Consider the following 22,212-nt stretch of genomic DNA (forward strand, 5'->3'; position numbering starts at 1 on the left):
TATGCCGACCGCGCCAACACTTGAACTTCGCCGCTATTCGCGCCTGAAAAATTTGCGGGAGCGGGCAGAACGCCAGGGTGCTGCATTGCAGTTCTGGGCGCGCACGGCGTCGCTTGCCGTGATCTCCTGCTTCTTTTCATTGATCAGCCGCTGGGATGCCTCGCTGCTCTTCGTGCTGGCGGGCCTCGCGCTGTTCCAACTCGTCGGCCTGATCCAGTTTCGCTTTGCGCGCCGCCGCAACGCGCCATGGTGGATCGGTTACCTCGTCGGTACGCTGGACATCATTCTGTTGACCGTTCTGCTGGTAACGCCCAACCCGTTTTCCCTCGAGGTCGCGCCGGCCGCGATGCAACTGCGCGAGGGCAGCTTCAAATTCCTGCTGATTTTCGTATGCCTTGGCGCGCTGACCCTTTCGACACGATTGGCGCTCTATCTCGGCGCGCTCGCGGCCTTGACGTGGACGATCGGGGTGGGATGGGTGGTTTTGCATGCGGGAACCGTCATTCCGGCAACGAACCTCTATTCGCTGCCGATGACAGAGCGACTGAATCTCTATCTCAACCCCAATTTCGTCGATACGTTCGCGCAGGCGACCAATGTGTTGGTTGTCCTGATTATCGGCGCGATCATGGCGCTGGTCGTCTCCCGTTCCCGGCATCTGTCGGAAGACTATGTCAAGGCAGAGCGCGCCCGCGCCAATCTCGCCCGGCATTTTTCGCCCAATGTCGTCGACCAGCTCGCCTCGGATGACGAGCCCTTCGGTCCGGTCCGCCGGCAGGATATCGCGGTGCTGTTCGCCGACATCGTCGGCTTCACACACTATTCCGAGGATCATCCGGCCGAAGCAGTGTTCGAACTACTGCGTCAGTTCCACCGTCGCATGGAGCAGGTCGTTTTCGACCACCATGGCACCGTCGACAACTATATCGGCGATTGCATCATGGCGACCTTCGGGGTTCCGCAAGCCAGCCATGACGACGCAACCCGGGCCATCCGGTGCGCTGAAGCGATGATCGCCGCTATCGAAGACTGGAATGTCCAGCGTGTGTCCAGGGGATATCCGCCGCTGGACGTTCGGATCGGTGCACAATATGGCGCCGTCGTCCTCGGCGCGGTCGGCAGCGAGCGCAACCTGTCCTTCGCGGTGGTGGGCGACACCGTCAACGTCGCCAGCCGTTTGCAGGCGCTCTGCCGTGAGCTTCAGGCGAATATTTGCTTTGGGTCACGACTGATTGAGGCCGCGAAGGGGGAATCGCCCGCGACACAGTTGAATGCGCGCGATCATGGACCGGTTAGCATCCGCGGCCGGGACGAACCGGTCCATGTCTGGGTCGAACACAGAGCCGAAAACCAGGGCGCAATTGCGGTTTCGGCGTGATGCAGGCCGCCATGTGAGACGCCTGCACCTCGGCAGGATGGACGCCAGAAACCTCGACAGGATCGCGCCCGCCAGCGTGCGCAAAGCTGGCCCGTTCGAGAGCGACTTTCGCTGCCGCATCGATGCGGTTTGGTCGAAATGGTTAGCCGTGCGTTTTCAAATGCAGCATCGGATGGTGTTCGTAGTGCCCGGCGCCATTCTTCACGATCGGGTCCTCCGAGGTGATCGCCTCTATGTCCAGATCATCGGCAATCCGATAGAGCGACACCCCATAACCGCCAGCCGGGTCCATCACGGGGCCGTGCGCGACGATAAGCCTCTTTTCAAGCAGGTCATCCAGGAATGCTCCGTGCTGCTTCATCCACTCTTCCTCATCGGTGGTCATCGTTGCCAGAAAGTCGGAACGCGTCGGAATATATTTGCACAAATAGGACTTCATTCGTCGCTCCTCGGCGAAAGGAGGCTCGCCTGCCGGACTGGCCTGGCGATGCCGTGATTTTAGATCAATCGGCCACGCCCATCTGCTTGCGGAAGCTCTTGTCGAACATGTTTTCGGGCACGAAGCGCCGCATGAAGCGAAGACGGCCTGCCGTTTTGCCAGGCGTATAGCGCATGCTCGGCGTCTTTTCGGTGGCTGCCTGTACCACTTTGTCGGCCACGGCTTCCACCGGATCGCCGCTCGCGATTCTGTTGCGCCAGGTCGAATTCATGGCTGAGCGCCCCTGTTCGTAGACGCCGGAAATCCGGTCAGGCTGTTCGGCGTTCTCTTCCAGTCCGGTGCGGGTGAAGGCGGGCTCGACAAGGGAAACCCTGATGCCGAACGTTCGAAGTTCGTGATCGAGCGACTCGGAATATCCTTCGACTGCGTGTTTGGTGGCGGTGTAGAGGGCGGTGAATGGCCCCGGCAGGAAACCGGACACCGAACTGATGTTGATGATCCGGCCCTCGCCCTGTCTGCGCATGATGGGCAGCACTTCATTGGTCATGCGAACGATGCCGAAGACATTTATGTCGAACAGGCTTTGGGCTTGAGCGACCGATGATTCCTCGGCGCCGCCGATCAGGCTGCGGCCCGCATTGTTTAACAGTACGTCGATCCGGCCGGCGAGGGCGACAACTTGCTTGATGGCGTCTCTGGCGGACCCATCATCGGTGACGTCGCAAGGGACCATGTGAATGCCCTGACGCACTTCGTTGGGCGCAGCTCGGCGGCTGGTGCCGAACACGCGATACCCCGCCCGGATGAGCGCAAGTCCGGCCGCATGCCCGATGCCACCCGAAGCGCCGGTGATCAGCGCGATCTTCTCGGCGCGCGACTGAACTTGTGTCATCTCAACTTTCCTGCCTAATGATTATGATCGTAATCATTAGGTGATAATGACCGCCATAATCATTGTGCGCCTCCGCCATGTCTTATATGTCGATCATCATCAATAGGAGAGGATGCGGTCGTGAAGGTGAGCAAGGAGATGGTCGAGTTAAATCGAGAGCGGGTCATCGATACCGCCGCAAAGCTCTTCCGCGAACAAGGGATCGACGGGATCGGCATTGCCGATCTGATGAGCGCGGCCGGGCTTACCCACGGAGGCTTCTACCGACAATTCAAGTCGAAGGACGACCTCATCGTTCAGGCCATGCAGCGGGCCTTCAGTGACATGAGCGCCGATCTATCCGCCCGGCTCGCTTCGACCGATACTCCGTTTGAGACGCTCGTGCGCCACTACATCTCGGACCATCATCGCGACAATCCGGGGCACGGATGCAGCCTCACCGCACTGGCGGCCGATGCCGCCCGGCACGACGATCCAGCGCTTCGATCGTTCTTCGGAAGCATCGTCAGCAATTATGTCGCGTTGATCATTTCACTCCTGCCGGGAAGCGACCCGGCCGCGAAGCGGAGTGCCGCGATCGCATTCCTAGCGGAAATGGTCGGATCGGTGATCCTCTCCCGCGTCGTGCCCGATCCGACGCTTTCCGCTGAGATCATCGACACTGTCTCGAATGATCTCATAGGGCGCCACTCGCCACCGGCGCCGGTTTGAATGGTTGCTATTCGGCGGCCTTCGCCTCAGCGGCCCTATCTTCCCAGGTCACCGCCCGGTAGTCGAAACCAAATTCCAGCGTCGGTTTCACGATGCGGAAGAAGGGCGACAGGTCGAAGTCGCGCGGCGTGTAGAGCGAGTGGTGGCGGATGTGCAGGATTTCGCGGCGCGAATAGTTCGACTGCGCCGAGGCGCGGCCGGGCGCGCGGGTGATCTCGGGCAGGATCGGGTAGCGGATCTCGCCATAGGCTTCGGCGATCAGCGTCGAGCAGATGGCGCGCGTCGGATCGCCGGAACCGAAAGCCAGCATGCGGCGGCGCCAGCGCACCGGCACCGGCGGCGTCGGCAGGAAAAAGCGCAGCATGTCGAAAATGTTCTTGAGATCGTATTTCAGGCCGAGCTTGCCGATCACGAAGGCGACGACATGGTCGCGGTCTTCCGGGGTCAGCCCGCTCGCCCGGCAGATACGGGTGTTGTAGGTGCGGTAGCGCGACAGCGGCACGGCGACACAGCCTTCGCCGAGCGTGACTTCGATCAGCCGACGCCGTTCCGATCCGTCCTCCGGCCCGGACAAGGCATCGCCGATATAGAAGGCCGCATGCGACCAGGTCGACTGGGTCAGGTATTTGATCGCCGCCGAGATCTTCTGGTTGCCTTCGATGAGCAGGATGTCGCCGGGCTCGAGCGTGCGCCGCAACGTCTCGGCGTCGGACGGCGTGTAGGGCTCATAGCCCGAGGATTCGTCCTGCAGCCGGCCGGCAAGCCAGCGGCCAAGTCGGTCGAGAAGCGTGTCGCGCGGCGCGGTCATGGCAAAGTGTGACTAGCACGAGGTGACGTCCTCGGCCATGATCAACCGACCGGGACCTCTTTCGACAATGCCGGGCCGGCGAGGTCGTCGCGCGCATTGCGCGCGAGTTTCTTCGTCGAGCGCTTGGGGCTGTCGCCGAACAGCTCGGCCGCTCCGGCGAGGCAGCTCTTCTTCAGGCTTTTTTCCGAGCGCTTCAAAAGCTTGCCAAGAAGCCTTGTGTCCTGCGCATCGCCGAGCGGCTCACCGTCGGCCTCGAGCAACACGCGCATGACGAAGACGTCGTGCAGTTCGCCGAGTTTTTCGCCAAGTTCATCAACTGCCTTGCGCCGCATCTTGATCGGCGCCGGCCACAGCCGGCCGAGCAGCGACAAATGCATCGAGTGGGTCTTGGCAGCCTTGCGCAGATCGTGGAAATCCTCTGCTTCGCCGCGCGATCCCGCCCGGTCCAGCGCCTTCCTGGCACGGCGCAAGGTCTTGCGAGCGCCTTCAGCAACCACATCGGCTGCATGCTCAGGCAGATCGGGGAGCAGCAGCCGCTCTATCCTGATGAGGCCTTCCTCGCAGGCGGCGGTGGCCGCGCCTATGGCGGCGTCGAGGCCGGCGCCGGCATGCATTTCATGCTGGCGGGCAATCAGCCGGTCGCGCACGCTGTCGAGGCCGCCGTCGGCAACCTGTTCGGGAAAGGCGGCTGCCAGCCGGTCGACGGTCTCGACCAGCGCGGTCGCCTCGCGCGGCCCGGCAAGCAGCGCCGCCACCTGACGGTAGCATTGGTTCTCAGTCCGACAGAATGTTTCATTTCCGGAACGGACCAGCCGCAGCAAGGCGCGCGCGCTCTTCAGCCGCTTGCGGCATTTGTGCAATGCCTGCTCCGGCTGGTCGCGCGCGACGGCCAGATGGGCAAGCGCCTTGCCGATCTCCTCGCCAAGGATACGCCTGACCTCGCCGGTCAGCGGCAGGCGCGGATCGATGCGAAAGCTCATGCGGCGATCTCCGGAATCCCCCTAGAGCATGATGCCGAAAAGTGTGAAGCGGTTTTCGGACGACATCATGCTCCATCTCTTTTGATTTAGAGCCGGATTCCGATTTTAGGTCGACCCGACCTAAAATCATCCGGCTCTAGGGCGAGCGACGCGTTGTAAAATCTCTGCTCGCCGGTCACTTCGCGGCCGAGCCAATCGGGCAGCATTTCGTCAGGTACATCCTCCGGCGTCTCCAGTTCGGCCACCACAAGGCCGGCTAGGATCCCGCCGAAAACATCGACTTCGTAGAGATAGCCGCGATGCCTAACATGGTGGCGTGTCTTCTCGATGACATGTCCGATGGCGAAGGCCAGCATCTCCTCGGCATCAGTCAGAGGAATTTCATATTCGTATTCGTCGCGCTCGCGGATCTTGCTGCCGAATTTAAGCGTCAGCTTCGCCGAACTGCCGTCGCTGATGCGCACGCGCACGGTGCGGCCAGGTGCTGCGGCAAGATAGAACTGGCGAATGCGTATATTCGCCTCGGCCATTTCTAGCCATTCGGCGCTGGAGACCAGGAACTTGCGTTCGACTTCCTTGCCCATGGCCGCGCACTAAAGCGTCTGCGGCCCGAGATGGCAAGCCGCCGCGGATAATCAACTTGACTTTAATCAATCGATTGATTAAAGTGCCCAGCATGATCAAAACCGTAGCCGATAAAACGCCCCGCCAGGAGACATCCCCCGCAGAGCAGACGCGCGCCGCACTCGTGCTTTCGGCGCTCAAGCTGTTCGGACGGCAAGGGTTCGACGGCACGTCGACGCGTGAGATCGCCGCCGAGGCCAAGGCCAACATCGGCTCGATCGCCTATCATTTCGGCGGCAAGGAAGGGTTGCGCGCGGCCGCCGCCGACCACATCGTCGAAACCATCCAGTCGGTTGCCGGCCAGGCGCTCGGCGGCACGCAATTGCCGGGTCAAGCCGGCCCGGAGGCGGCGAGGGCACAATTGTTCGCCGCGCTGGAAGCGATGGTGGCGTTTATCGTAGCCAGACCGGAAGCTGGCGATATCGTACAATTTGTACTTAGGGAATTGTCGCATCCGACGGCCGCCCTCGACCGCATCTATGACGGGGTGTTCGAACCGACGCATCGCCGCCTCTGCCAGATCTGGGAACAGGCGACGGGCGAGCCGGCCGAAAGCGAGGCCACCAAGCTCGTGGTCTTCACGCTGATCGGCCAGGTCATCTATTTCCGCATCGGCCGCGAAGCAGTGATGCGTCGTATGGGCTGGCGCGAGATCGGTAACGCCGAAGCCGCCAAGGTGGTGGCGGCGGTCACAAGCAATCTTGGCGCCATACTGGCGGCCCGAAATCCGGTCGCCCGCAAGGAGGGCAAGCGATGAGTTTTCTCTGTTCCCTGCCGCTCGCGGCCCAGCTGTTCGGCGCCTGCGCGCCGGCAGCGCCGCTTGCCGTCGGCTATGTCGAGGGCGACTATGTCTTGCTGGCGCCGATCGAAGTGGCGCAGGTCGAGACCGTCGCGGTCAAGCGCGGCGACCGTGTTGTATCAGGCACGCCGGTGGTGACTCTCGAAAGCGCCGACGCAAAAATCGCCGTCGCCCAGGCAGAGGCCGCGCTCGCCCAGGCGCAGGCGCAGCTGGCCGACCTGCAGATCGGCAAGCGGCCGGAGGAGATCGCGGTGCTGAAGGCCGAGGTCGACATGGCCAAGGCCCAGGCCACGGATGCCAAGCGCAAATACGACCGCGCCGCCGACCTGTTCAAGCGCGGCGCCGGCACGCAGGCCGACTACGACACCGCCGCCGCGACGCTGGAGACCGCCAATGCGCAGGTCGGCCAGGCGCAGGCCAACCTCGCCGTCGGCGGTCTGCCTGCGCGTCCCGAAACGATCAAGGCGGCAGACAATCAGGTCAAACAGGCACAGTCGGCGTTGGAACAGGCTGAGTGGCGGCTATCGAAGCGCGTGCTGGCGGCACCCTCGCCCGGCCGCATCAATGACGTCATCCGCAATCCCGGCGACACCGCCGGTCCGACCGCGCCTGTCATTTCGATGTTGCCGGACGGTGCGGTAAAGCTCAGCGTCTATGTCCCGGAAAGTGCGTTCTCGTCGATCAAGGTCGGCACGCTGCTTGTCGTCCATTGCGACGGCTGCGGGCCGGAGGTGAAGGCGCGCGTCAGCTATGTCTCGCCCGACCCGGAATTCACCCCGCCGGTGATCTACTCGCTCGAGAACCGGCAGAAGCTGGTCTACCTCGTCGAGGCGCGGCCTGAGGGCAAGGCGCAAGCGCTGCAGCCGGGACAGATCGTCGATGTCGAGCTGGCGGCCTCCGCAAAATGAACGCCATCGACGTTCATGGCCTGGTCAAGCGTTTCGGCGACAAGACTGTCGTCGACCATGTGACGATGACGGTGGCCGAGGGCGAGATCGTAGGCTTTCTCGGGCCCAACGGGTCCGGCAAGACGACGACCATCCGCATCATGTGCGGCCTGCTGACGCCCGACGAGGGCGAAGGTACGGTGCTGGGTTTCAACATCCGCACCGAGTCGCTCCGCATCAAGCGCGAAGTCGGCTACATGACGCAGAAATTCTCGTTCTACGAGGATTTGACGATCGGCGAGAATCTCGAATTCGTGGCGCGGCTCTACCGGCTGAAACCGGTCGAGGAGCATGTGTCGAAAACGCTGGAAGAGCTTGGCCTGACGAGCCGCCGCAACCAGCTCGCCGGCACGCTGTCGGGCGGCTGGAAGCAGCGGCTGGCACTGGCCGCCTGCATCATGCACAAGCCGAAGCTGCTGCTGCTCGACGAGCCGACCGCCGGCGTCGATCCGAAGGCGCGGCGCGAATTCTGGGACGAGATCCACCGGCTGGCGAGCGGCGGTCTGACCGTGCTGGTGTCCACCCACTACATGGACGAAGCCGAGCGCTGCCACCGAATCAGCTACATCTCCTACGGCAAGATGCTGGCCACCGGCACGGTGGACGAGGTGGTGACGAATGCCGGTCTGACCACCTTCGTGCTGCAGGGACCGCGCCTCGACCAGGTCGCCGATGCACTCAGGGACCGGCCCGGCGTCGACCAGGTGGCGCCGTTCGGCGCGACGCTGCATGTCGTCGGCTCCGACAAGGCAAAGCTCGAAAAGGCGCTCGCCGATGTCGAGAAGGAGCACAAGGGCGTCAGCGTAAAACCCGGCGAGACCAGCCTCGAGGACGTCTTCATCCAGTTCATGTCCGGCTCGAAGGACAATATGGCATGAACAGCGTCTTCTCCTTCGCCAGGCTCGGTGCGCTGCTGATCAAGGAATTCATCCAGATGCGGCGCGACCGCATCACCTTCGCCATGATGCTGGGCGTGCCGCTTTTGCAGCTGGTGCTGTTCGGCTACGCCATCAACAACGATCCCAAAAGCCTGCCTGCCGCACTGGTGGCGACCAGCAACGACCCCTACACCCGCGCCATTGTCGCGGCCCTGCAGACGACCGGCTACTACCGCTTCGACCATGTTGCGCAAAGTGCCGAGGCTGCCGAATTCCTGATGGCGCGCGGCGATGTCGCCTTCGTCGTCACCATCCCGGCCGATTTCGGCCGCCGGGTGGAGCGCGGCGACAATCCGCAGATACTCATCGAGGCCGACGCCACCGACCCGGCCGCCGCCAGCGGCGCCATCTCGACGCTAAGCAAAGTGGCCAGCCAGGCGCTGCTTCGGGCGCAAGGCATGCAGGAGGCGGCGAGTGAGGCCGCCAGGGGCCAGCTCGATGTGGTGGTGCACCAGCGCTACAATCCGGAAGGCATCTCGCAATACAACATCGTGCCCGGCCTGCTCGGCGTCATCCTGCAGATGACCCTGGTGATGATGACCTCGATCGCGCTGACCCGCGAGACCGAGCGCGGCACGATGGAAAACCTGCTCGCCATGCCGTCCAGCCCGTTCGAGATCATGCTGGGCAAGGTGCTGCCCTATCTTGTGGTCGGTGGCGTCCAGGTGGTGGTGGTGCTGGCGGCGTCGAAGCTCTTGTTCGCCATCCCCTTCACCGGTTCCATGTCGCTGCTGCTTACAGCCGTATTGGTGTTCGTGCTGGCGCTGGTGCTGCTTGGCTACACCATCTCGACCATCGCCCGCACGCAGATGCAGGCGCTGCAGCTGACCTTCTTCTTCTTCTTGCCGTCGATCCTGCTGTCCGGCTTCATGTTCCCCTATCGCGGCATGCCGGGCTGGGCGCAGACCTTCGGCGAGATTTTTCCGCTGACGCATTTTCTGCGCATCACCCGCGCGGTGATGCTGAAGGGCGCCGAACTGCCGGCGGTTGCGGGCGAGATCGCCTGGCTGGTCGGGTTCGTGGCCCTGTTTGCCGGCGTCGCATTGGTGCGGTTCAGGCGCACGCTCGACTGAGCGTTCAGGAATTGAGCGATGGCGGACCGCTGACGAACGGACTGCCCCTGACATAGAACCGCAGCGGGCGGTCCGCATCCTTCGTGATGCCGATGCGGATGCCTTGGCCGATTTCGCCGGGCTCGTGCTCGTCGGCTGCCAGCCATAGCGGGCCTTGGCGGCACAGATCGAGGCCGTCCAGCGAACGGTCGATCCGCAATGCCTGGGCGAGCCGCCCCGGCCCGCGCGCCAGGTCGCGCAGGCGCTCCACGCCCCGGTTCAGCCGCATGATGGCGATGCCTTCGAGCGGCTCCAGCGCCCGGATCAGCACGCCGGTGCCGGTGCCCGGCCCCTCGCTCGAGACATTGAGCATCCAGGAGACCCCATAGGCGAGGTAGACGTAGGCGTGTCCGGGCCCGAGGAACAGCGAACGGTTGCGCGGCGTCATGCCGCGATAGCCGTGCCCGGCGGCGTCGCCGGTGACATAGGCCTCGGTCTCGACGATACGGCCGCTGACGATGCCTTCCGGCAGCTCCCGCACCACGAGCTTGCCGATGAGATAGCGGGCGAGATCGGCCGTATCATCAGGCAGTTCGGCACGATCGAGCGGATGGTGGCCGGTCATGCTACCGCCGCCGTGTTTCAAGGTATCCGTTCGACCCATTGCGCGCGCGACTGCCCCGGCTCGAACGGATCGCCGAAATACTGGGTCTCGCGAACCACCTAGCCATCGACGAACTCCATGATGCTCACCGTATAGGACGGAATCCCGTCATAGGTCAGGACATATTCGGTGATCCAGAGGTCGCCTGACCCGGTGATCCGCCGCACGGCAAAGCGCTTCCGGTTGGGCTGCGTGGCGCGCGACGACTGGATGTTGTGCCGTCCGCTGATGCGCTCGCCTGATTGCGGATAATCGAGCACCGCGTCCTCGCGATAGATCTGATGCTCCGTCTCCAGATCATTGGCATCGGAGGCAGCCCAATGGCGATCGAGAGCCGCCCTTATCTCAGCGTCTGCCATATCGGTTCTCAGGCCGCGGCCATGATCTCGGCATAGGTGGTGAAATCGACATTGCCGCCTGACAGCACGACGGCGACGCATTTGCCCGACAGTTCGATCTCGCCTGACGAGAGCGCCGCCAGCGCCACGCAGCCGCCGGGTTCGACCACCAGCTTGAGATGGGCCATGGCGTCGCGCACCGCCTGTGCGGCCGCCTTGTCGGAGACGGCGATGGCGCCGGCGAGGTTCTTGCGGTTGATCTCGAAGGTGATGGCACCGGGCTCTGCGGTGAGGATGGCATCGCAGATCGAACTGTGGCCGGGCTCGTTGGAAACCCTTTTTCCCTCGATCAGCGAGCGGCGGGTGTCGTCGAAATGCTCGGGCTCAACGGCCCAGACTGCTGTGGCCGGCGAGGCATCCTTGACGGCGATCGAAATGCCGCTCGTCAGGCCGCCGCCTCCACAGGGAATGACGACCGCATCGAGGCTGACGCCGAGCGCTTTTGCCTGGCGCATCAGTTCGAGACCGATCGTGCCCTGGCCGGCGATGATGGCCGGATCGTCGAAAGGAGGCACCAGCACCATGCCCTTGTCCATGTAGGGTCGCACCACCGTCATGCGGTCGTCGCGAAAGCGGTCGAACGGCACCACTTCGGCGCCCATCTTGCGGACATTGGCGATCTTCATCGCCGGCGCGTCGGCCGGCATGGCAATGACCGCCTTGACGCCGAACATGGCAGCCGCCGCGGCGACGCCCTGAGCATGGTTGCCTGAGGAGAAGGCGACGACGCCGCGGCTGCGCTCTTCTTCGCTCAGCGAAGACAGTTTGTTGTAGGCGCCGCGGAATTTGAACGAGCCGGTGCGCTGCAGCGTCTCCGGCTTGAACAGGATGCGGCCGCCGAAGCGTTTGTTGAGTTCCAGCGATTCGATCAAGGTCGTTTCGGCGATCAGGCCGGAGAGCCGCGCGGCGGCGGCATGGATGTCGGCGATCCCGGGAAGCGTGGTCATGGCGAAGTCCTGAAAGCGATGAGATCGGCGCATGGTGCACGCAAAGGCAGGCCACGCACCAATGAAAAAATGTGACCGTTACAAAGTTTGGCGGGCATGAGCGGCGACGAGGGTCAAACTGGCCCACCTCTCCCGCCTTTATCAGCTGGGCCGTATCGGCTAAGGGCGGGGGAGCAGAATCCCGGACCGCCAGACATGACCGCCAAGCCAAAACCCCTGTTTCTCGGTATCGACACCGGTGGCACCTATACCGATGCCGTGCTGTGGTCGGAACAAGGCGGGCCAAAAGGCAAGGTGCTGGCCAAGGCCAAGGCGCTGACCACGCGGCACGATCTTGCTGTCGGCATTTCCGGCGCGGTCGATGCGGTGCTGGGAAAATCCGCCACCGATCCGGCCGCTATCAAACTCGTGTCGATGTCGACGACGCTCGCCACCAATGCGCTGGTCGAGGGCCAGGGTGGGCGTGTGGCGCTCATCATGATCGGCTTTACCGGGGCCGACCTTGCGCGCGACGGGCTGAAGACGGCGCTCGGCACCGATCCGGTGGTGTTTTGTCCGGGCGGCCATGACGTGCACGGCAATGCGGCCAAGCTCGATCTGTCGGGGCTGGAAGCAGCACTCCCTGAACTCGGCGCCTCGGTGTCGGGCTTTGCCGTCTGCGCCTATTTCGCCACCCGCAACCCGGCGCATGAACTCGCCGCGCGCGACCTCATCCGCGAAAAGACCGGCCTGCCGGTGACCGCCAGCCATGAATTGTCGGCCAAGCTCGGCGGTCCGCGTCGCGCGCTCACCACCTTGCTCAACGCCAGGCTGATCTCGATGATCGACCGGCTGGTGGCGGCAACCGACGGATTTTTGGAAGCCCGCAACATCGCAGCGCCCCTGATGGTGGTGCGCGGCGATGGCGCGCTGGTTTCGGCGGCGTTTGCCCGCCAGCGGCCGATCGAGACCATCCTCTCCGGCCCGGCCGCCAGCCTGGTCGGCGCCCGCCACATGACGGGCCTGGACAACGCCATGGTGTCCGACATTGGCGGCACCACCACCGATGTCGCCGTGCTCGATGGTGGCCGGCCCCGGCTCGACCCCGAAGGCGCCACCGTCGGTGGCTTCCGCACCATGGTCGAGGCGGTCGCCATGCGCACCTTCGGCCTCGGCGGCGATTCCGAAGTGGCGCTGGAAGATGGCGCGCTCAACCCGAAGATCCTGCTCGGGCCGCGCCGCCTGGTGCCACTGGCGCTGGCCGGCATGATGCATGGTGTTTCCGTGACATCGGAGCTCGAGCGCCAGCTCAGGGCGCCCAACCCCGGCCGCATGGACGGCCGCTTTGCGTTGCGCACCGGCGTGGCGGACAGGCTCGCCGCCGGCCTGACCGCGCCCGAGGCGAAACTGTATGAACTGATTGGTGCCGTGCCGCTCGCCATCGACAGGCTGCTCACCTCGAACGCCCAGAACGCCACGCTGAACCGGCTGGTCTCGCGCGGTCTTGTGCATATCTCGGGCTTCACCCCCTCGGACGCCGCCCATGTGCTCGGCAAGCAGGCCAACTGGGACCCGCTTGCGGCCCGGCTCGGCGCCGAACTGTTTGCCCGCAAGCGTGATGGGCGAGGCCAGTACATCGCGCCGTCTCCGGAGGTGATTTCCGAACGCGTGCTGCTGACGCTCACGCGCTGGTCGGCCGAATACATTCTGGAGACAGCCTTTGCCGAGGATGGGCTGGATGGCGCCGCCACCGTCGCGCATGCGCTGGTGCAGCGCGCCGTCGATTCCCATCCCGGCATCGCAAGGCTCAGCGTCGCGCTCGATCGTCCGGTCATTGGCCTCGGCGCCTCGGCGCCGCTGCACTATGCCGGCTTGGCCGAGCTGGTCGGTAATGAGTGCGTGGTGCCGGAGGATACTGATGTCGCCAACGCGCTCGGCGCTGTCGTCGGCCAGGTCCGCGTCTCCGCCGAAGCCCGCGTCAGCCAGCCCAGGGAAGGTTTGTTTCGTGTGGCGTCGGGGCAAACGGTGCGCGACTTCACGGACGAGGCCGAGGCGATCGCGGCAGCGGAGGCTGATGTGCGGGCGATCGTAGCCGCGCGCGCGAAGGATGCCGGCACGGATAATGCCGAGATCGACGTTTCGACCGAGTTCAAGGTGTCTACGGTTGAGGCCCAACGGATGTTTATCGAAGCGCATGTGGTGGCGGTTGCATCGGGTCGGCCGAGGATTGCGGTTTAGGTGATCTCCCCCACGAGGGGAGAGATCAGCAGCTTCAAATTCCCCGCCTTCACCCTAAGCTGAATTGACCCTTCACCCCTGACATGCCAAAGGGCGCAAAGCCTTTCATCTGGAGAAGCCCTGATGACCGATCGCGTCGAGATCGCCGGATTGCGGATTGCCCGCGAACTGCATGACTTTGTCGGCGAAGCGCTGCCGGGTACCGGCATTGCCGCCGACGCCTTCTGGAACGGCTTTTCGGCTATCGTCCATGATCTCGCGCCGAAGAACCGGGCGTTGTTGGCCAAACGCGACGCCATGCAGGAACAGATCGACGCCTGGCACCGCGCCAATGGCGCGCCCATCGATATGGAGGCCTACAAAAGCTTCTTGCGTGAGATCGGCTATCTCGTGCCCGAAGGGCCGGCCTTCTCCGTGACGACCGACAATGTCGACCCCGAGATCGCCAGCGTTGCCGGGCCGCAGCTGGTGGTGCCGGTGATGAATGCGCGTTATGCGATCAACGCCGCCAATGCTCGCTGGGGCTCGCTCTACGATGCGCTCTACGGAACCGACGCCATTGCCGAGACCGGTGGCGCCGAGAAGGGCAAAAGCTTCAACCCCGTGCGCGGCGCCAAGGTGGTTGCCTGGGCGAAGAGTTTTCTGGACGAGTCCGTGCCGCTCACCTCGGGCAAATGGGCCGGCGTGAACGGGCTGACGGTTTCGGGTGGCACCTTGCGGCTCGGCGCTGGCGCCGGCGGCACCACGCTGGCCAACCCGAAACAATTTGCCGGCTATCGCGGCGACGGTGCCAACCCGGAAGCCATCCTGCTGGTCCAGAACGGCCTGCACATCGAGATCCTCATCGACCGCACCAACCAGATCGGCCGCACCGACCCGGCCGGCATTGCCGACGTGATCCTGGAATCGGCGCTGACCACCATCCAGGACTGCGAGGATTCGGTCGCGGCGGTGGATGCCGAGGACAAGGTCATCGTCTATCGCAACTGGCTCGGCCTGATGAAGGGCGATCTGGCGGAGGAAATCAGCAAGGGCGGCAAAACCTTCACGCGCAAGCTCAATCCGGACCGCGCCTGGACCGCGCCCAGTGGTGGCGCGCTGAGCTTGCCTGGCCGCTCGCTGATGCTGGTGCGAAACGTCGGTCACCTCATGACCAATCCGGCCATCCTCGACCGCGATGGCAACGAGGTGCCGGAAGGCATCTTGGATGCGGCGATGACGGCGCTGATCGCGCTGCACGATGTCGGCGCCAACGGGCGTCGGATGAATTCCCGCGCGGGCTCGATGTATGTGGTGAAGCCGAAGATGCATGGGCCGGAGGAAGTCGCCTTCGCAGTCGAGATTTTCGACCGCGTCGAAGCGCTGCTCGGTATGGCGGCAAACACCATCAAGATGGGCATCATGGACGAGGAGCGGCGCACCACCGTCAACCTCAAGGAGGCGATCCGCGCGGCGAAGGAGCGCGTCGTGTTCATCAACACCGGCTTCCTCGACCGCACCGGCGACGAGATCCACACCTCGATGGAAGCCGGGCCGATGATCCGCAAGGGCGACATGAAGCAGGCCGCCTGGATCTCCGCCTATGAGGCGTGGAATGTCGACATCGGGCTCGAATGCGGGCTCGCCGGTCATGCCCAGATCGGCAAGGGCATGTGGGCGATGCCGGATCTGATGGCGGCGATGCTGGAACAGAAGATCGCGCATCCCAAGGCCGGCGCCAACACCGCCTGGGTGCCGTCGCCGACAGCGGCGACGCTGCACGCCACGCACTATCACAAGGTCGATGTCCACGCCGTCCAAGCGGCGCTGAAGAGCCGGCCGAAGGCGAAGCTCGATGATATATTGTCGGTGCCGGTGGCGGTGCGGCCGAACTGGACCCCCGACGAGATCCAGCGCGAGCTCGACAACAATGCGCAAGGCATTCTGGGCTATGTCGTGCGCTGGATCGACCAGGGCGTCGGCTGCTCGAAAGTGCCCGACATCAACGATGTCGGCCTGATGGAAGACCGCGCCACGCTGCGCATCTCCTCGCAGCACATCGCCAACTGGCTGCACCACAAGGTGTGCTCGCAGATCCAGGTGATGGATTCGCTGCGGCGCATGGCAGCGATCGTCGACCTCCAAAATGTCGGCGACCCGCTCTACCGCCCGATGGCCGCCGATTTCGACAATTCCATAGCCTTCCAGGCCGCCTGCGACCTGGTGTTTAGAGGCCGCGAACAGCCGAACGGCTATACGGAGCCGGTGCTGCACGCGCGGAGGCTGGAGCTGAAGGCGAAAGAGCGGGCCTGATCCTGCGGCGGAAAGGCGTCGGCTGAGGCTGCGCAGCTTCGCGACCGCACTCGTGGGAAGACGCTGCCTCCATTGCCTGCAATCACTAATTTAGCCTGCAGCGTGACTGTTTTGACACAGGTTTCGCAAGGATTTGGGTGTATTGCTAAGACATTGATCAATTGATGGTCGGGTCGGGGACATCCATGCGGCTTTTTGCAGGAATTTTGCTGGTTGCGGGCATGACTGTGACCGGGGCCAATGCAGCGGATTTCGTTGAACCGGTAGCCTCCACCTATTCATGGACCGGCTTTTACATCGGCGCGAATGCGGGTGGCGCCTTTGGCAATATCGACGGCAACTTCATAGGCATCACTGGATCGGCCGACATCAGCGACTTCACCGGCGGTGTCCTGGTCGGTGCCAACTATCAATCCGGCCCGTGGGTTTTCGGTATCGAAGGCGACATAAATTATCTGGGCTTCAAGCAGGAATTCGACGACGGCGGTCTTTTTGCGCGTGCAAGTCTGGATGCCTACGGGACGATCCGGGGTCGCGTCGGCTACGCATTCGATCAGTTTCTGCCCTATGTCACCGCTGGCCTTGCCGTAGGCAATGTCAAGATCGACGAACATGTCTTCAACGAAACCGAAACCAAGCTTCAGACCGGATATGCGGTCGGCGGCGGTGCGGAATATGCTTTCAACAACAATTGGACCGTTCGCGCGGAATATCTATACGTCGACCTCGGCAAGAAGGATTTCGGGTTCGATCCCGTCGATCCTTACAACGTGAAGACGAATTTCAGCGTCGTTCGCGCAGCCTTCGCCTACAAGTTCTGACTTTTAGCAAAGCCAGACATCATCGGTTCTTGATATCGGTCCGGGCGGACAGCTAGCCATCCCGACAAAGCAGGCTAGGCTTCGTCACGCCGCCTGCGCTACCCGCTCCGACATCATGCGGTAGGAAATCGCCTCGGCCAGGTGGATGCGGCCGACGGCCTCGCTGGCGTCGAGGTCGGCCAGTGTGCGCGCCACTTTAAGCACGCGGTGATAGGCGCGCGCAGAAAAGCCGAGTTTCTCGCTGGCGTCTTTCAGCAGCGACAGGCCGGCTGCGTCCGGCGCGGCGATGTCCTCGATGACAGAAGGCGAGCAATGGGCGTTGGTGGTGGCGCTGGTGACGCCCAGCCGCTCGAACCGCTCGCGCTGGATGGTGCGGGCGCGCGCCACGCGCTGGGCGACCGCCGCGCTCTTCTCCGCCCGGTCGGGCCGGATCAGGTCGGCGGCCGAGACAGCCGGTACCTCGATCCTGAGGTCGATGCGGTCGAGCAGCGGGCCTGAGATGCGCGCCTGGTAGTCGGTGCGGCAGCGTTCGCCGCGCAGGCAGCGATAGCCGGGCTCGCCGGCCATGCCGCAACGGCACGGGTTCATCGCCGCTACCAGCTGGATGCGCGCTGGATAGGTGACGCGGTGGTTGGCGCGCGCGATCATGCAGTCGCCGGTCTCCAGCGGCTGGCGCAGCGCATCCAAGGTCTGCGGCGTGAATTCGGGAAACTCGTCGAGGAACAGCACGCCGTTATGGGCAAGCGATACTTCGCCCGGCCGTGCCCTTATGCCGCCGCCGACCATCGCCGCCATCGAGGCCGAATGGTGCGGGGCGCGGAACGGCCGTCGGTCGGTCAATTTGCCTTCGCCGAGTTCGCCGGCCACCGAGGCGATCATCGAGACTTCAAGAAGTTCCTTGGGCGCCAGTGGCGGCAGAATTGAGGGCAGCCTCTGCGCCAGCATCGATTTTCCCGAGCCGGGAGGCCCGACCATCAACAGATTGTGGCCGCCGGCCGCCGCCACTTCCAGCGCCCGCTTGGCGCTTTCCTGGCCCTTGATGTCGCAGAGGTCGGGCAGGTCGCGCGCCGAGACATGGATGCCGGGCTCGGGCCGCGACAGCACCTGCGTGCCGCGAAAATGATTGGCGATGGCAATCAGGCTGCGCGGCGCCAATATGTCGAAATCCTTGCCCGCCCAGGCCGCTTCTGGCCCGCAGCCGAACGGGCAGATCAGGCCCTTTCCCTCGGCATTGGCGCCGATCGCGGCTGGCAGCGCACCGGCCACCGCGGCAATGGTACCGTCGAGCGACAATTCTCCGAGCACGACATAGCTGGCCAGCATGTCGCCGGGAATAGCGCCGAGCGCGGCCATCAGGCCGAGCGCGATCGGCAGATCGTAATGGCTGCCTTCCTTGGGCAGATCGGCAGGCGCCAGGTTGACCGTCACCTTCTTCGACGGCATCGACAGGCCCGACGCATGCAGTGCCGCCTGCACGCGCTCGCGGCTTTCGGCCACCGCCTTGTCGGCCAGCCCAACGATCTGCATGCCGACCTTGCCCGGCGCGATCATCACCTGGACATCGACCGGCACGGCCTCGATGCCCTGGAAAGCAACCGTGCGAACCCGCGCCACCATCTTGCTCTGCCCCCGGATATCGGCTCGCCTCGGCCTTGTGGTTCAGACCGCGAGCGACGTCAGGGACAAGACAACCATAGATTTCAGGCCAAGGGCAATTATATATTTGACAGACCCAAATGGCTATGCGATAACGATTCCAAGGAGTTATCGCTATGTCTGTTCTGTCCCGCCCTTATTTTCATGACGAAGCTGCCGCATTTGAGCATGTCGAGGGCATGCTGTGGCCGCAGGGTCCGGTTTGCTACCATTGCGGCTCTATGGAAAAGCACTACGCATTGAAGGGCGGTCGCACCAAGGCTTCAAAGAAGAACCCGAACGGCGTTGAAATCCATGGCCTCTACAAGTGCTCGGATTGCCGCAAAAAGTTCACCGTTCGCATGGGTACTATCTTTGAGGAAAGCCATCTGCCGCTGCACAAGTGGCTACAGGCTTTGCATGCCATGTGCGCGAGCAAGAAGGGCGTCTCGGCTCATCAACTGCATCGGGCTCTGGAAATCACCTACAAGACCGCGTGGTTCATGTGCCACCGCATTCGCGAAGCCATGCGCTCGGATGACTTCACCCCCATGGGCGGCGCTGGCAAGTTCGTTGAAGTGGACGAAACCTACATTGGCCGTTTGCAGGGCGTCCCGATGCAGCGCACAGGCGCGGCTCACAAGAACACCGTCCTTACGCTTGTCGAGCGCGGCGGTCGTGCCCGTTCGTTCCACATCGACAGCGCCACGGTTGCCCGCGTGACGCCGATTGTGAACGCCAACATCCATAAGGAAAGCGTCTTCCTTTCGGACGAAGCCCGCGTCTACCAGAACATCGGCCCTGAGTTCGCAGCGCACGGCACCGTCAACCATGGCCGTGAGGAATACGTTCGCGGTGTCGTGCATACGAACACGGTTGAAGGCTACTATTCGATTTTCAAGCGCGGCATGAAAGGCGTCTACCAGCATTGCGCGGAACACCATCTGCACCGCTACCTTGCCGAGTTCGATTTCCGCTACTCCAACCGCGTCGCGCTTGGCATTGACGACAACGTTCGTTCGCTGATTGCGTTGAAGGGTGCCAAGGGCAAGCGCCTAACGTACCGGCAACCTGCTTGACGCGAAGAAAAATCACAACCGAAAGCCGGTGCAGTTGAAGCTACCCCTTTGGAAAGGGGAACCGTTTCGGAAGCGGAATAAACGGTGATTTCCGTTGAAAACTCGTAACGGATGCGTTATGGTCGTGGCAATCCATCGCAAAGTTGGAGGTAGGCGTTAGCTCGCCGAACGGCCCTGTCACTAGGGCCGTTTTTCATTGCGGGCGCCAAACGCGCCCGTAACCGTGCGGATTTCCGGCGGCGTTACGGTAAAATTTAGACGCTTCGATCAGTTCACCAACATTGTGGGAAAACCCGGTCATGCCCTGACCTACGCCGTAGATCTGGTGGCATTTGTGGAAAGAGATAGCCGCAAGCAGGTCGGCCATCTGTAGCCCGGTCTGGTCATCGCTCTTCGGCTTGATCTTGATTTCCTTGGAAGTCAGGCAAGCTTGCAAGTGGGCAGGCTGCACCTGCTGAAAGCCGTGATCCAATACGTGCCGAAAGCGGGCCTTTAAAGCCTTGTCTTTGTTCCCCCGTTCCTCGGCCATCACGTCGCCGGTGCTGTTGAGATTACGAAGGAAATAAAAATATCTCTCGACGGCATTCTGGATTAGAAACAGGTACACGTCCTGCCGCCAATTTGGGAAGCGATGGTAGAAAGCAATCTTATCAATAGCAGTCGTTATGACCGTGAACTGTCCATCCTGGTATGTCTGAGTAATCGCGGCATCGAAGGTGGCGCGCGTCGCTTGATCCTGCAGACAGGCAAACGGACCCTGCCTTTTCATCAAGTCATGGCGGCGCAATATCGGTGGCCGCCCCTTTGATGTCAGCCCGAAATGGTCTAGTTTGAGCTGGCGGAATGCCGGGTCGAATTCGTGGTGATAATAATCCCACTCGAAAATAACTCCGGTTATCGAAGCGAATCTGCGCTTCGGATCGTTTGTAGCGGCGTCATCAACGTCGCCAGTGTCATCAATGAACATGCGATAGCGAGACATGAAACACTCGGAATCAGAGAAGCCCACCAAGAAGAGTCAAGTAGACAAGTTCCGCGAACTGGCGCGTGAGATTGAAACCATCGATTCCGAAGAACCGTTGAACGCGGCTATTAGGAAGGTGGCTAAGTCCCCGCCACCTAAATCTGAAAAAGCGCTAAAGTCTAAATAGCCCTATGAGGCTTGCGTAATGACCTTCGTGCCGCTCGTCCCCTCAGAGAGAACCTTGATCGCGAGTTGAGCAAAAGACGGTGGCAATTGTCCCTGCTTCGCCTTGCTCTTTAGAAACTCGGGCAGCTTCTCCTTGATGTAGACCTCCTTCGCCCACTTACGAAAGTACGGCAACGCGGCATCCGGATACGCCCACGGCGTCTGTGGATTCGATAGGGCTTGAGCGAACGAGCTCGGGTAGTCGTGCATGTACTGGACGCGCTCTCCGAACTGAGCCGCCAAGCCCTTTTCGGTCCAGCATCTTCCCCAGTGCTGTCCCATACTGATATCCGGCAGGAAGGACGGTCCGACCTGAGCGCCGCCTTGGATTAACGTCACAATGATATCGGCCATCTCCTTGAAGATGCTGAAGTAACCATCCGGCACCCGATCATATGAAAGGGAGACTCGGTCGTGAAACTGTTGCCAGACGAGCGGTATCTTGTTGGCGGGGTCATAGCCGACTTGCGTATAGATGAAGTCTCGCAGAGCTTTCCCGGCAAGGAGGCGGAAATTATCTCTCGCCTCCTGTTTGAAGTTCGCCGCCTCAAAGGCGTAATATTCTAGGATTGCGAGGCAAGCCACGTCCGGATAGGCGAAAATTGTTTTCAAGCCCTGTTTGCAGACTATATGCGGGCGTTTCAAAGTCTCGCCACGCTTTGCCAGCAACTCCTTTATCGCCGTGATGCGGGGCTTCTGGTTCGCGTCGTTCCAGTCCGAACTGATCGTGCCAATGTGCGCGTTTTCAACGCCGCAAAGGCGTGCCAATCCACGCTGGTTGAGGAAAGGCGTTCCGTCTGAAAGGACACCCATTCCGATACCCTGGATTTCCGTAGACTTGTCTACGCTCAAATCCAGAAAGCCCTGTTTCGGATTGATTTGCTTTTGGCTCGGTTTTGCAGGTAATCTACTGATTTTCAAAGACATTTATTGATTTCCTCGGGTCATACGATGCAACCAATGATTCTTGATCACGTAAGGTAACACAACCTGAGCGATTCCTGATGTAGCGCAAACTGAAAAAGCCGTGATACCCGGTTTTCACAGGCAAACACGGCACAAACCGGGCTTTAGCAAACACTCTCGCGTGTTTATGGACGGGCCATTCCCCTACGGCTGGGTAACTGCCTTCTTCACCGCCAGTAGCGGGAGGCGTCGCGTAGGCGCAGGCTTCGCTGGCTCGTTGGCCTCAACCTTGTTTTGCCGAGCGCGGTATAGAAGCATCTCGGCAATAACTGCCTTTGCGATGCGTTTGAAATCTTCAGACTTCTCGGAGTCCTCAACCAGTTTTTTGAAGTCGGCTATGACTTCCACCTCGCTCAGAATGTGCCGGGGGAAGTTTACGACCTTTTTCGCCTTCGCCATTTCGCTCCCTTTCCTCTATTGGGAATGAGACCCTATC

Annotated in this window: 21 protein-coding genes and 1 pseudogene; 10 read left to right on the plus strand and 12 right to left on the minus strand. The window is 62.3% G+C overall.

What is annotated here, in order from left to right:
• Window position 1 precedes the first annotated feature (1 nt).
• Window positions 2-1,378, plus strand: coding sequence for an adenylate/guanylate cyclase domain-containing protein (locus tag AC3CCE_RS12620; protein WP_352543746.1), 1,377 nt, complete (start codon window positions 2-4; stop codon window positions 1,376-1,378).
• Between the two features lie 142 nt (window positions 1,379-1,520).
• Here AC3CCE_RS12620 and AC3CCE_RS12625 read toward each other — a convergent pair whose 3' ends face one another.
• On the minus strand, window positions 1,521-1,817 hold the full coding sequence (locus AC3CCE_RS12625) for a YciI family protein (protein WP_352625182.1): 297 nt from the start codon (window positions 1,815-1,817) through the stop codon (window positions 1,521-1,523).
• 64 nt (window positions 1,818-1,881) lie between these two features.
• Window positions 1,882-2,709: an oxidoreductase gene (locus AC3CCE_RS12630; protein WP_352625181.1), complete on the minus strand. Its 828-nt coding sequence runs from the start codon at window positions 2,707-2,709 to the stop codon at window positions 1,882-1,884.
• 120 nt (window positions 2,710-2,829) lie between these two features.
• Between AC3CCE_RS12630 and AC3CCE_RS12635 the strand changes: the two genes are divergently transcribed.
• A complete protein-coding gene (locus tag AC3CCE_RS12635; protein WP_023732785.1) occupies window positions 2,830-3,420 on the plus strand; it encodes a TetR/AcrR family transcriptional regulator in 591 nt (196 codons plus the stop codon).
• A 7-nt stretch (window positions 3,421-3,427) separates the two neighbouring features.
• On the opposite strand, the gene AC3CCE_RS12640 is transcribed toward AC3CCE_RS12635, so the two are convergent.
• The 3 genes from AC3CCE_RS12640 to AC3CCE_RS12650 all read right to left on the minus strand — a co-directional run bounded on the left by AC3CCE_RS12640 (window position 3,428) and on the right by AC3CCE_RS12650 (window position 5,792).
• Window positions 3,428-4,228, minus strand: coding sequence for a YiiX/YebB-like N1pC/P60 family cysteine hydrolase (locus AC3CCE_RS12640; protein ID WP_352625180.1), 801 nt, complete (start codon window positions 4,226-4,228; stop codon window positions 3,428-3,430).
• Between the two features lie 41 nt (window positions 4,229-4,269).
• A complete protein-coding gene (locus AC3CCE_RS12645; RefSeq protein ID WP_352625179.1) occupies window positions 4,270-5,208 on the minus strand; it encodes a CHAD domain-containing protein in 939 nt (312 codons plus the stop codon).
• Window positions 5,209-5,294: 86 nt separating this feature from the next.
• Window positions 5,295-5,792 carry a CYTH domain-containing protein gene (locus tag AC3CCE_RS12650; RefSeq protein ID WP_023681278.1) on the minus strand — a complete coding sequence of 166 codons (498 nt, stop codon included), beginning with the start codon at window positions 5,790-5,792 and terminating at the stop codon, window positions 5,295-5,297.
• Window positions 5,793-5,884: 92 nt separating this feature from the next.
• Between AC3CCE_RS12650 and AC3CCE_RS12655 the strand changes: the two genes are divergently transcribed.
• Genes AC3CCE_RS12655 through AC3CCE_RS12670 form a run of 4 tightly spaced genes read left to right on the plus strand, consistent with a single transcriptional unit; the run spans window position 5,885 to window position 9,589 of the window.
• On the plus strand, window positions 5,885-6,589 hold the full coding sequence (locus tag AC3CCE_RS12655) for a CerR family C-terminal domain-containing protein (protein ID WP_352625178.1): 705 nt from the start codon (window positions 5,885-5,887) through the stop codon (window positions 6,587-6,589).
• On the plus strand, window positions 6,586-7,539 hold the full coding sequence (locus tag AC3CCE_RS12660) for an HlyD family secretion protein (protein ID WP_023739818.1): 954 nt from the start codon (window positions 6,586-6,588) through the stop codon (window positions 7,537-7,539). Before AC3CCE_RS12655 ends, AC3CCE_RS12660 begins: the two co-directional genes overlap by 4 nt.
• Window positions 7,536-8,456, plus strand: a complete 921-nt coding sequence (locus tag AC3CCE_RS12665) for an ABC transporter ATP-binding protein (RefSeq protein ID WP_023673289.1) — start codon at window positions 7,536-7,538, stop codon at window positions 8,454-8,456. The genes AC3CCE_RS12660 and AC3CCE_RS12665 overlap by 4 nt, the downstream gene beginning before the upstream one ends.
• The gene (locus tag AC3CCE_RS12670) at window positions 8,453-9,589 is read left to right on the plus strand and encodes an ABC transporter permease (protein WP_023681282.1); all 1,137 of its coding nucleotides are present in this window, start codon (window positions 8,453-8,455) and stop codon (window positions 9,587-9,589) included. The genes AC3CCE_RS12665 and AC3CCE_RS12670 overlap by 4 nt, the downstream gene beginning before the upstream one ends.
• Before the next feature lie 4 nt (window positions 9,590-9,593).
• Here AC3CCE_RS12670 and AC3CCE_RS12675 read toward each other — a convergent pair whose 3' ends face one another.
• The 3 genes and pseudogenes from AC3CCE_RS12675 to AC3CCE_RS12685 all read right to left on the minus strand — a co-directional run bounded on the left by AC3CCE_RS12675 (window position 9,594) and on the right by AC3CCE_RS12685 (window position 11,577).
• Window positions 9,594-10,193 (minus strand): DNA-3-methyladenine glycosylase, encoded by a 600-nt coding sequence (locus tag AC3CCE_RS12675; RefSeq protein WP_352625176.1) that lies wholly within the window; start codon window positions 10,191-10,193, stop codon window positions 9,594-9,596.
• A 17-nt stretch (window positions 10,194-10,210) separates the two neighbouring features.
• Window positions 10,211-10,591: pseudogene (locus tag AC3CCE_RS12680) on the minus strand (nuclear transport factor 2 family protein).
• 8 nt (window positions 10,592-10,599) lie between these two features.
• Window positions 10,600-11,577 carry a threonine ammonia-lyase gene (locus AC3CCE_RS12685; protein ID WP_023673293.1) on the minus strand — a complete coding sequence of 326 codons (978 nt, stop codon included), beginning with the start codon at window positions 11,575-11,577 and terminating at the stop codon, window positions 10,600-10,602.
• Between the two features lie 195 nt (window positions 11,578-11,772).
• On the opposite strand from AC3CCE_RS12685, the gene AC3CCE_RS12690 reads away from it, so the two are divergent.
• The 3 genes from AC3CCE_RS12690 to AC3CCE_RS12700 all read left to right on the plus strand — a co-directional run bounded on the left by AC3CCE_RS12690 (window position 11,773) and on the right by AC3CCE_RS12700 (window position 16,907).
• Window positions 11,773-13,794, plus strand: coding sequence for a hydantoinase/oxoprolinase N-terminal domain-containing protein (locus AC3CCE_RS12690; RefSeq protein ID WP_352625175.1), 2,022 nt, complete (start codon window positions 11,773-11,775; stop codon window positions 13,792-13,794).
• Between the two features lie 123 nt (window positions 13,795-13,917).
• The gene (locus tag AC3CCE_RS12695) at window positions 13,918-16,086 is read left to right on the plus strand and encodes a malate synthase G (RefSeq protein WP_352625174.1); all 2,169 of its coding nucleotides are present in this window, start codon (window positions 13,918-13,920) and stop codon (window positions 16,084-16,086) included.
• 185 nt (window positions 16,087-16,271) lie between these two features.
• Window positions 16,272-16,907, plus strand: a complete 636-nt coding sequence (locus AC3CCE_RS12700) for an outer membrane protein (protein ID WP_023825822.1) — start codon at window positions 16,272-16,274, stop codon at window positions 16,905-16,907.
• An 84-nt stretch (window positions 16,908-16,991) separates the two neighbouring features.
• Here AC3CCE_RS12700 and AC3CCE_RS12705 read toward each other — a convergent pair whose 3' ends face one another.
• Window positions 16,992-18,524 carry a YifB family Mg chelatase-like AAA ATPase gene (locus tag AC3CCE_RS12705; protein WP_023825821.1) on the minus strand — a complete coding sequence of 511 codons (1,533 nt, stop codon included), beginning with the start codon at window positions 18,522-18,524 and terminating at the stop codon, window positions 16,992-16,994.
• A 155-nt stretch (window positions 18,525-18,679) separates the two neighbouring features.
• Here AC3CCE_RS12705 and AC3CCE_RS12710 point away from each other — a divergent pair, with 155 nt between their 5' ends.
• Entirely contained in the window at window positions 18,680-19,621 is a 942-nt protein-coding gene (locus AC3CCE_RS12710; RefSeq protein WP_023807665.1) for an IS1595 family transposase, read from the plus strand.
• Between the two features lie 193 nt (window positions 19,622-19,814).
• Here the strand turns inward: AC3CCE_RS12710 and AC3CCE_RS12715 are convergent, their stop codons facing one another.
• The 3 genes from AC3CCE_RS12715 to AC3CCE_RS12725 all read right to left on the minus strand — a co-directional run bounded on the left by AC3CCE_RS12715 (window position 19,815) and on the right by AC3CCE_RS12725 (window position 22,175).
• Window positions 19,815-20,603, minus strand: a complete 789-nt coding sequence (locus AC3CCE_RS12715) for a DUF3800 domain-containing protein (RefSeq protein ID WP_352625172.1) — start codon at window positions 20,601-20,603, stop codon at window positions 19,815-19,817.
• 171 nt (window positions 20,604-20,774) lie between these two features.
• Complete coding sequence (locus tag AC3CCE_RS12720) at window positions 20,775-21,737, minus strand: BstA C-terminal domain-containing protein (RefSeq protein WP_352625170.1); 963 nt, start codon at window positions 21,735-21,737, stop codon at window positions 20,775-20,777.
• 183 nt (window positions 21,738-21,920) lie between these two features.
• Window positions 21,921-22,175: a hypothetical protein gene (locus AC3CCE_RS12725; protein WP_352625168.1), complete on the minus strand. Its 255-nt coding sequence runs from the start codon at window positions 22,173-22,175 to the stop codon at window positions 21,921-21,923.
• Window positions 22,176-22,212: the final 37 nt, after the last annotated feature.

It is taken from the genome of Mesorhizobium sp. P160187, assembly GCF_057766425.1.

What these genes read in the sequence shown, in the direction of transcription:
- AC3CCE_RS12655 (WP_352625178.1), top strand. Translation starts at nt 5,885, where the DNA reads ATGATCAAAACCGTAGCCGATAAAACGCCCCGCCAGGAGACATCCCCC.
- AC3CCE_RS12675 (WP_352625176.1), bottom strand. Translation starts at nt 10,193, where the DNA reads ATGACCGGCCACCATCCGCTCGATCGTGCCGAACTGCCTGATGATACG.
- AC3CCE_RS12705 (WP_023825821.1), bottom strand. Translation starts at nt 18,524, where the DNA reads ATGGTGGCGCGGGTTCGCACGGTTGCTTTCCAGGGCATCGAGGCCGTG.
- AC3CCE_RS12700 (WP_023825822.1), top strand. Translation starts at nt 16,272, where the DNA reads ATGCGGCTTTTTGCAGGAATTTTGCTGGTTGCGGGCATGACTGTGACC.
- AC3CCE_RS12660 (WP_023739818.1), top strand. Translation starts at nt 6,586, where the DNA reads ATGAGTTTTCTCTGTTCCCTGCCGCTCGCGGCCCAGCTGTTCGGCGCC.
- AC3CCE_RS12620 (WP_352543746.1), top strand. Translation starts at nt 2, where the DNA reads ATGCCGACCGCGCCAACACTTGAACTTCGCCGCTATTCGCGCCTGAAA.
- AC3CCE_RS12710 (WP_023807665.1), top strand. Translation starts at nt 18,680, where the DNA reads ATGTCTGTTCTGTCCCGCCCTTATTTTCATGACGAAGCTGCCGCATTT.
- AC3CCE_RS12685 (WP_023673293.1), bottom strand. Translation starts at nt 11,577, where the DNA reads ATGACCACGCTTCCCGGGATCGCCGACATCCATGCCGCCGCCGCGCGG.
- AC3CCE_RS12665 (WP_023673289.1), top strand. Translation starts at nt 7,536, where the DNA reads ATGAACGCCATCGACGTTCATGGCCTGGTCAAGCGTTTCGGCGACAAG.
- AC3CCE_RS12640 (WP_352625180.1), bottom strand. Translation starts at nt 4,228, where the DNA reads ATGACCGCGCCGCGCGACACGCTTCTCGACCGACTTGGCCGCTGGCTT.
- AC3CCE_RS12725 (WP_352625168.1), bottom strand. Translation starts at nt 22,175, where the DNA reads ATGGCGAAGGCGAAAAAGGTCGTAAACTTCCCCCGGCACATTCTGAGC.
- AC3CCE_RS12625 (WP_352625182.1), bottom strand. Translation starts at nt 1,817, where the DNA reads ATGAAGTCCTATTTGTGCAAATATATTCCGACGCGTTCCGACTTTCTG.
- AC3CCE_RS12690 (WP_352625175.1), top strand. Translation starts at nt 11,773, where the DNA reads ATGACCGCCAAGCCAAAACCCCTGTTTCTCGGTATCGACACCGGTGGC.
- AC3CCE_RS12670 (WP_023681282.1), top strand. Translation starts at nt 8,453, where the DNA reads ATGAACAGCGTCTTCTCCTTCGCCAGGCTCGGTGCGCTGCTGATCAAG.
- AC3CCE_RS12630 (WP_352625181.1), bottom strand. Translation starts at nt 2,709, where the DNA reads ATGACACAAGTTCAGTCGCGCGCCGAGAAGATCGCGCTGATCACCGGC.
- AC3CCE_RS12695 (WP_352625174.1), top strand. Translation starts at nt 13,918, where the DNA reads ATGACCGATCGCGTCGAGATCGCCGGATTGCGGATTGCCCGCGAACTG.
- AC3CCE_RS12715 (WP_352625172.1), bottom strand. Translation starts at nt 20,603, where the DNA reads ATGTCTCGCTATCGCATGTTCATTGATGACACTGGCGACGTTGATGAC.
- AC3CCE_RS12650 (WP_023681278.1), bottom strand. Translation starts at nt 5,792, where the DNA reads ATGGGCAAGGAAGTCGAACGCAAGTTCCTGGTCTCCAGCGCCGAATGG.
- AC3CCE_RS12645 (WP_352625179.1), bottom strand. Translation starts at nt 5,208, where the DNA reads ATGAGCTTTCGCATCGATCCGCGCCTGCCGCTGACCGGCGAGGTCAGG.
- AC3CCE_RS12720 (WP_352625170.1), bottom strand. Translation starts at nt 21,737, where the DNA reads ATGTCTTTGAAAATCAGTAGATTACCTGCAAAACCGAGCCAAAAGCAA.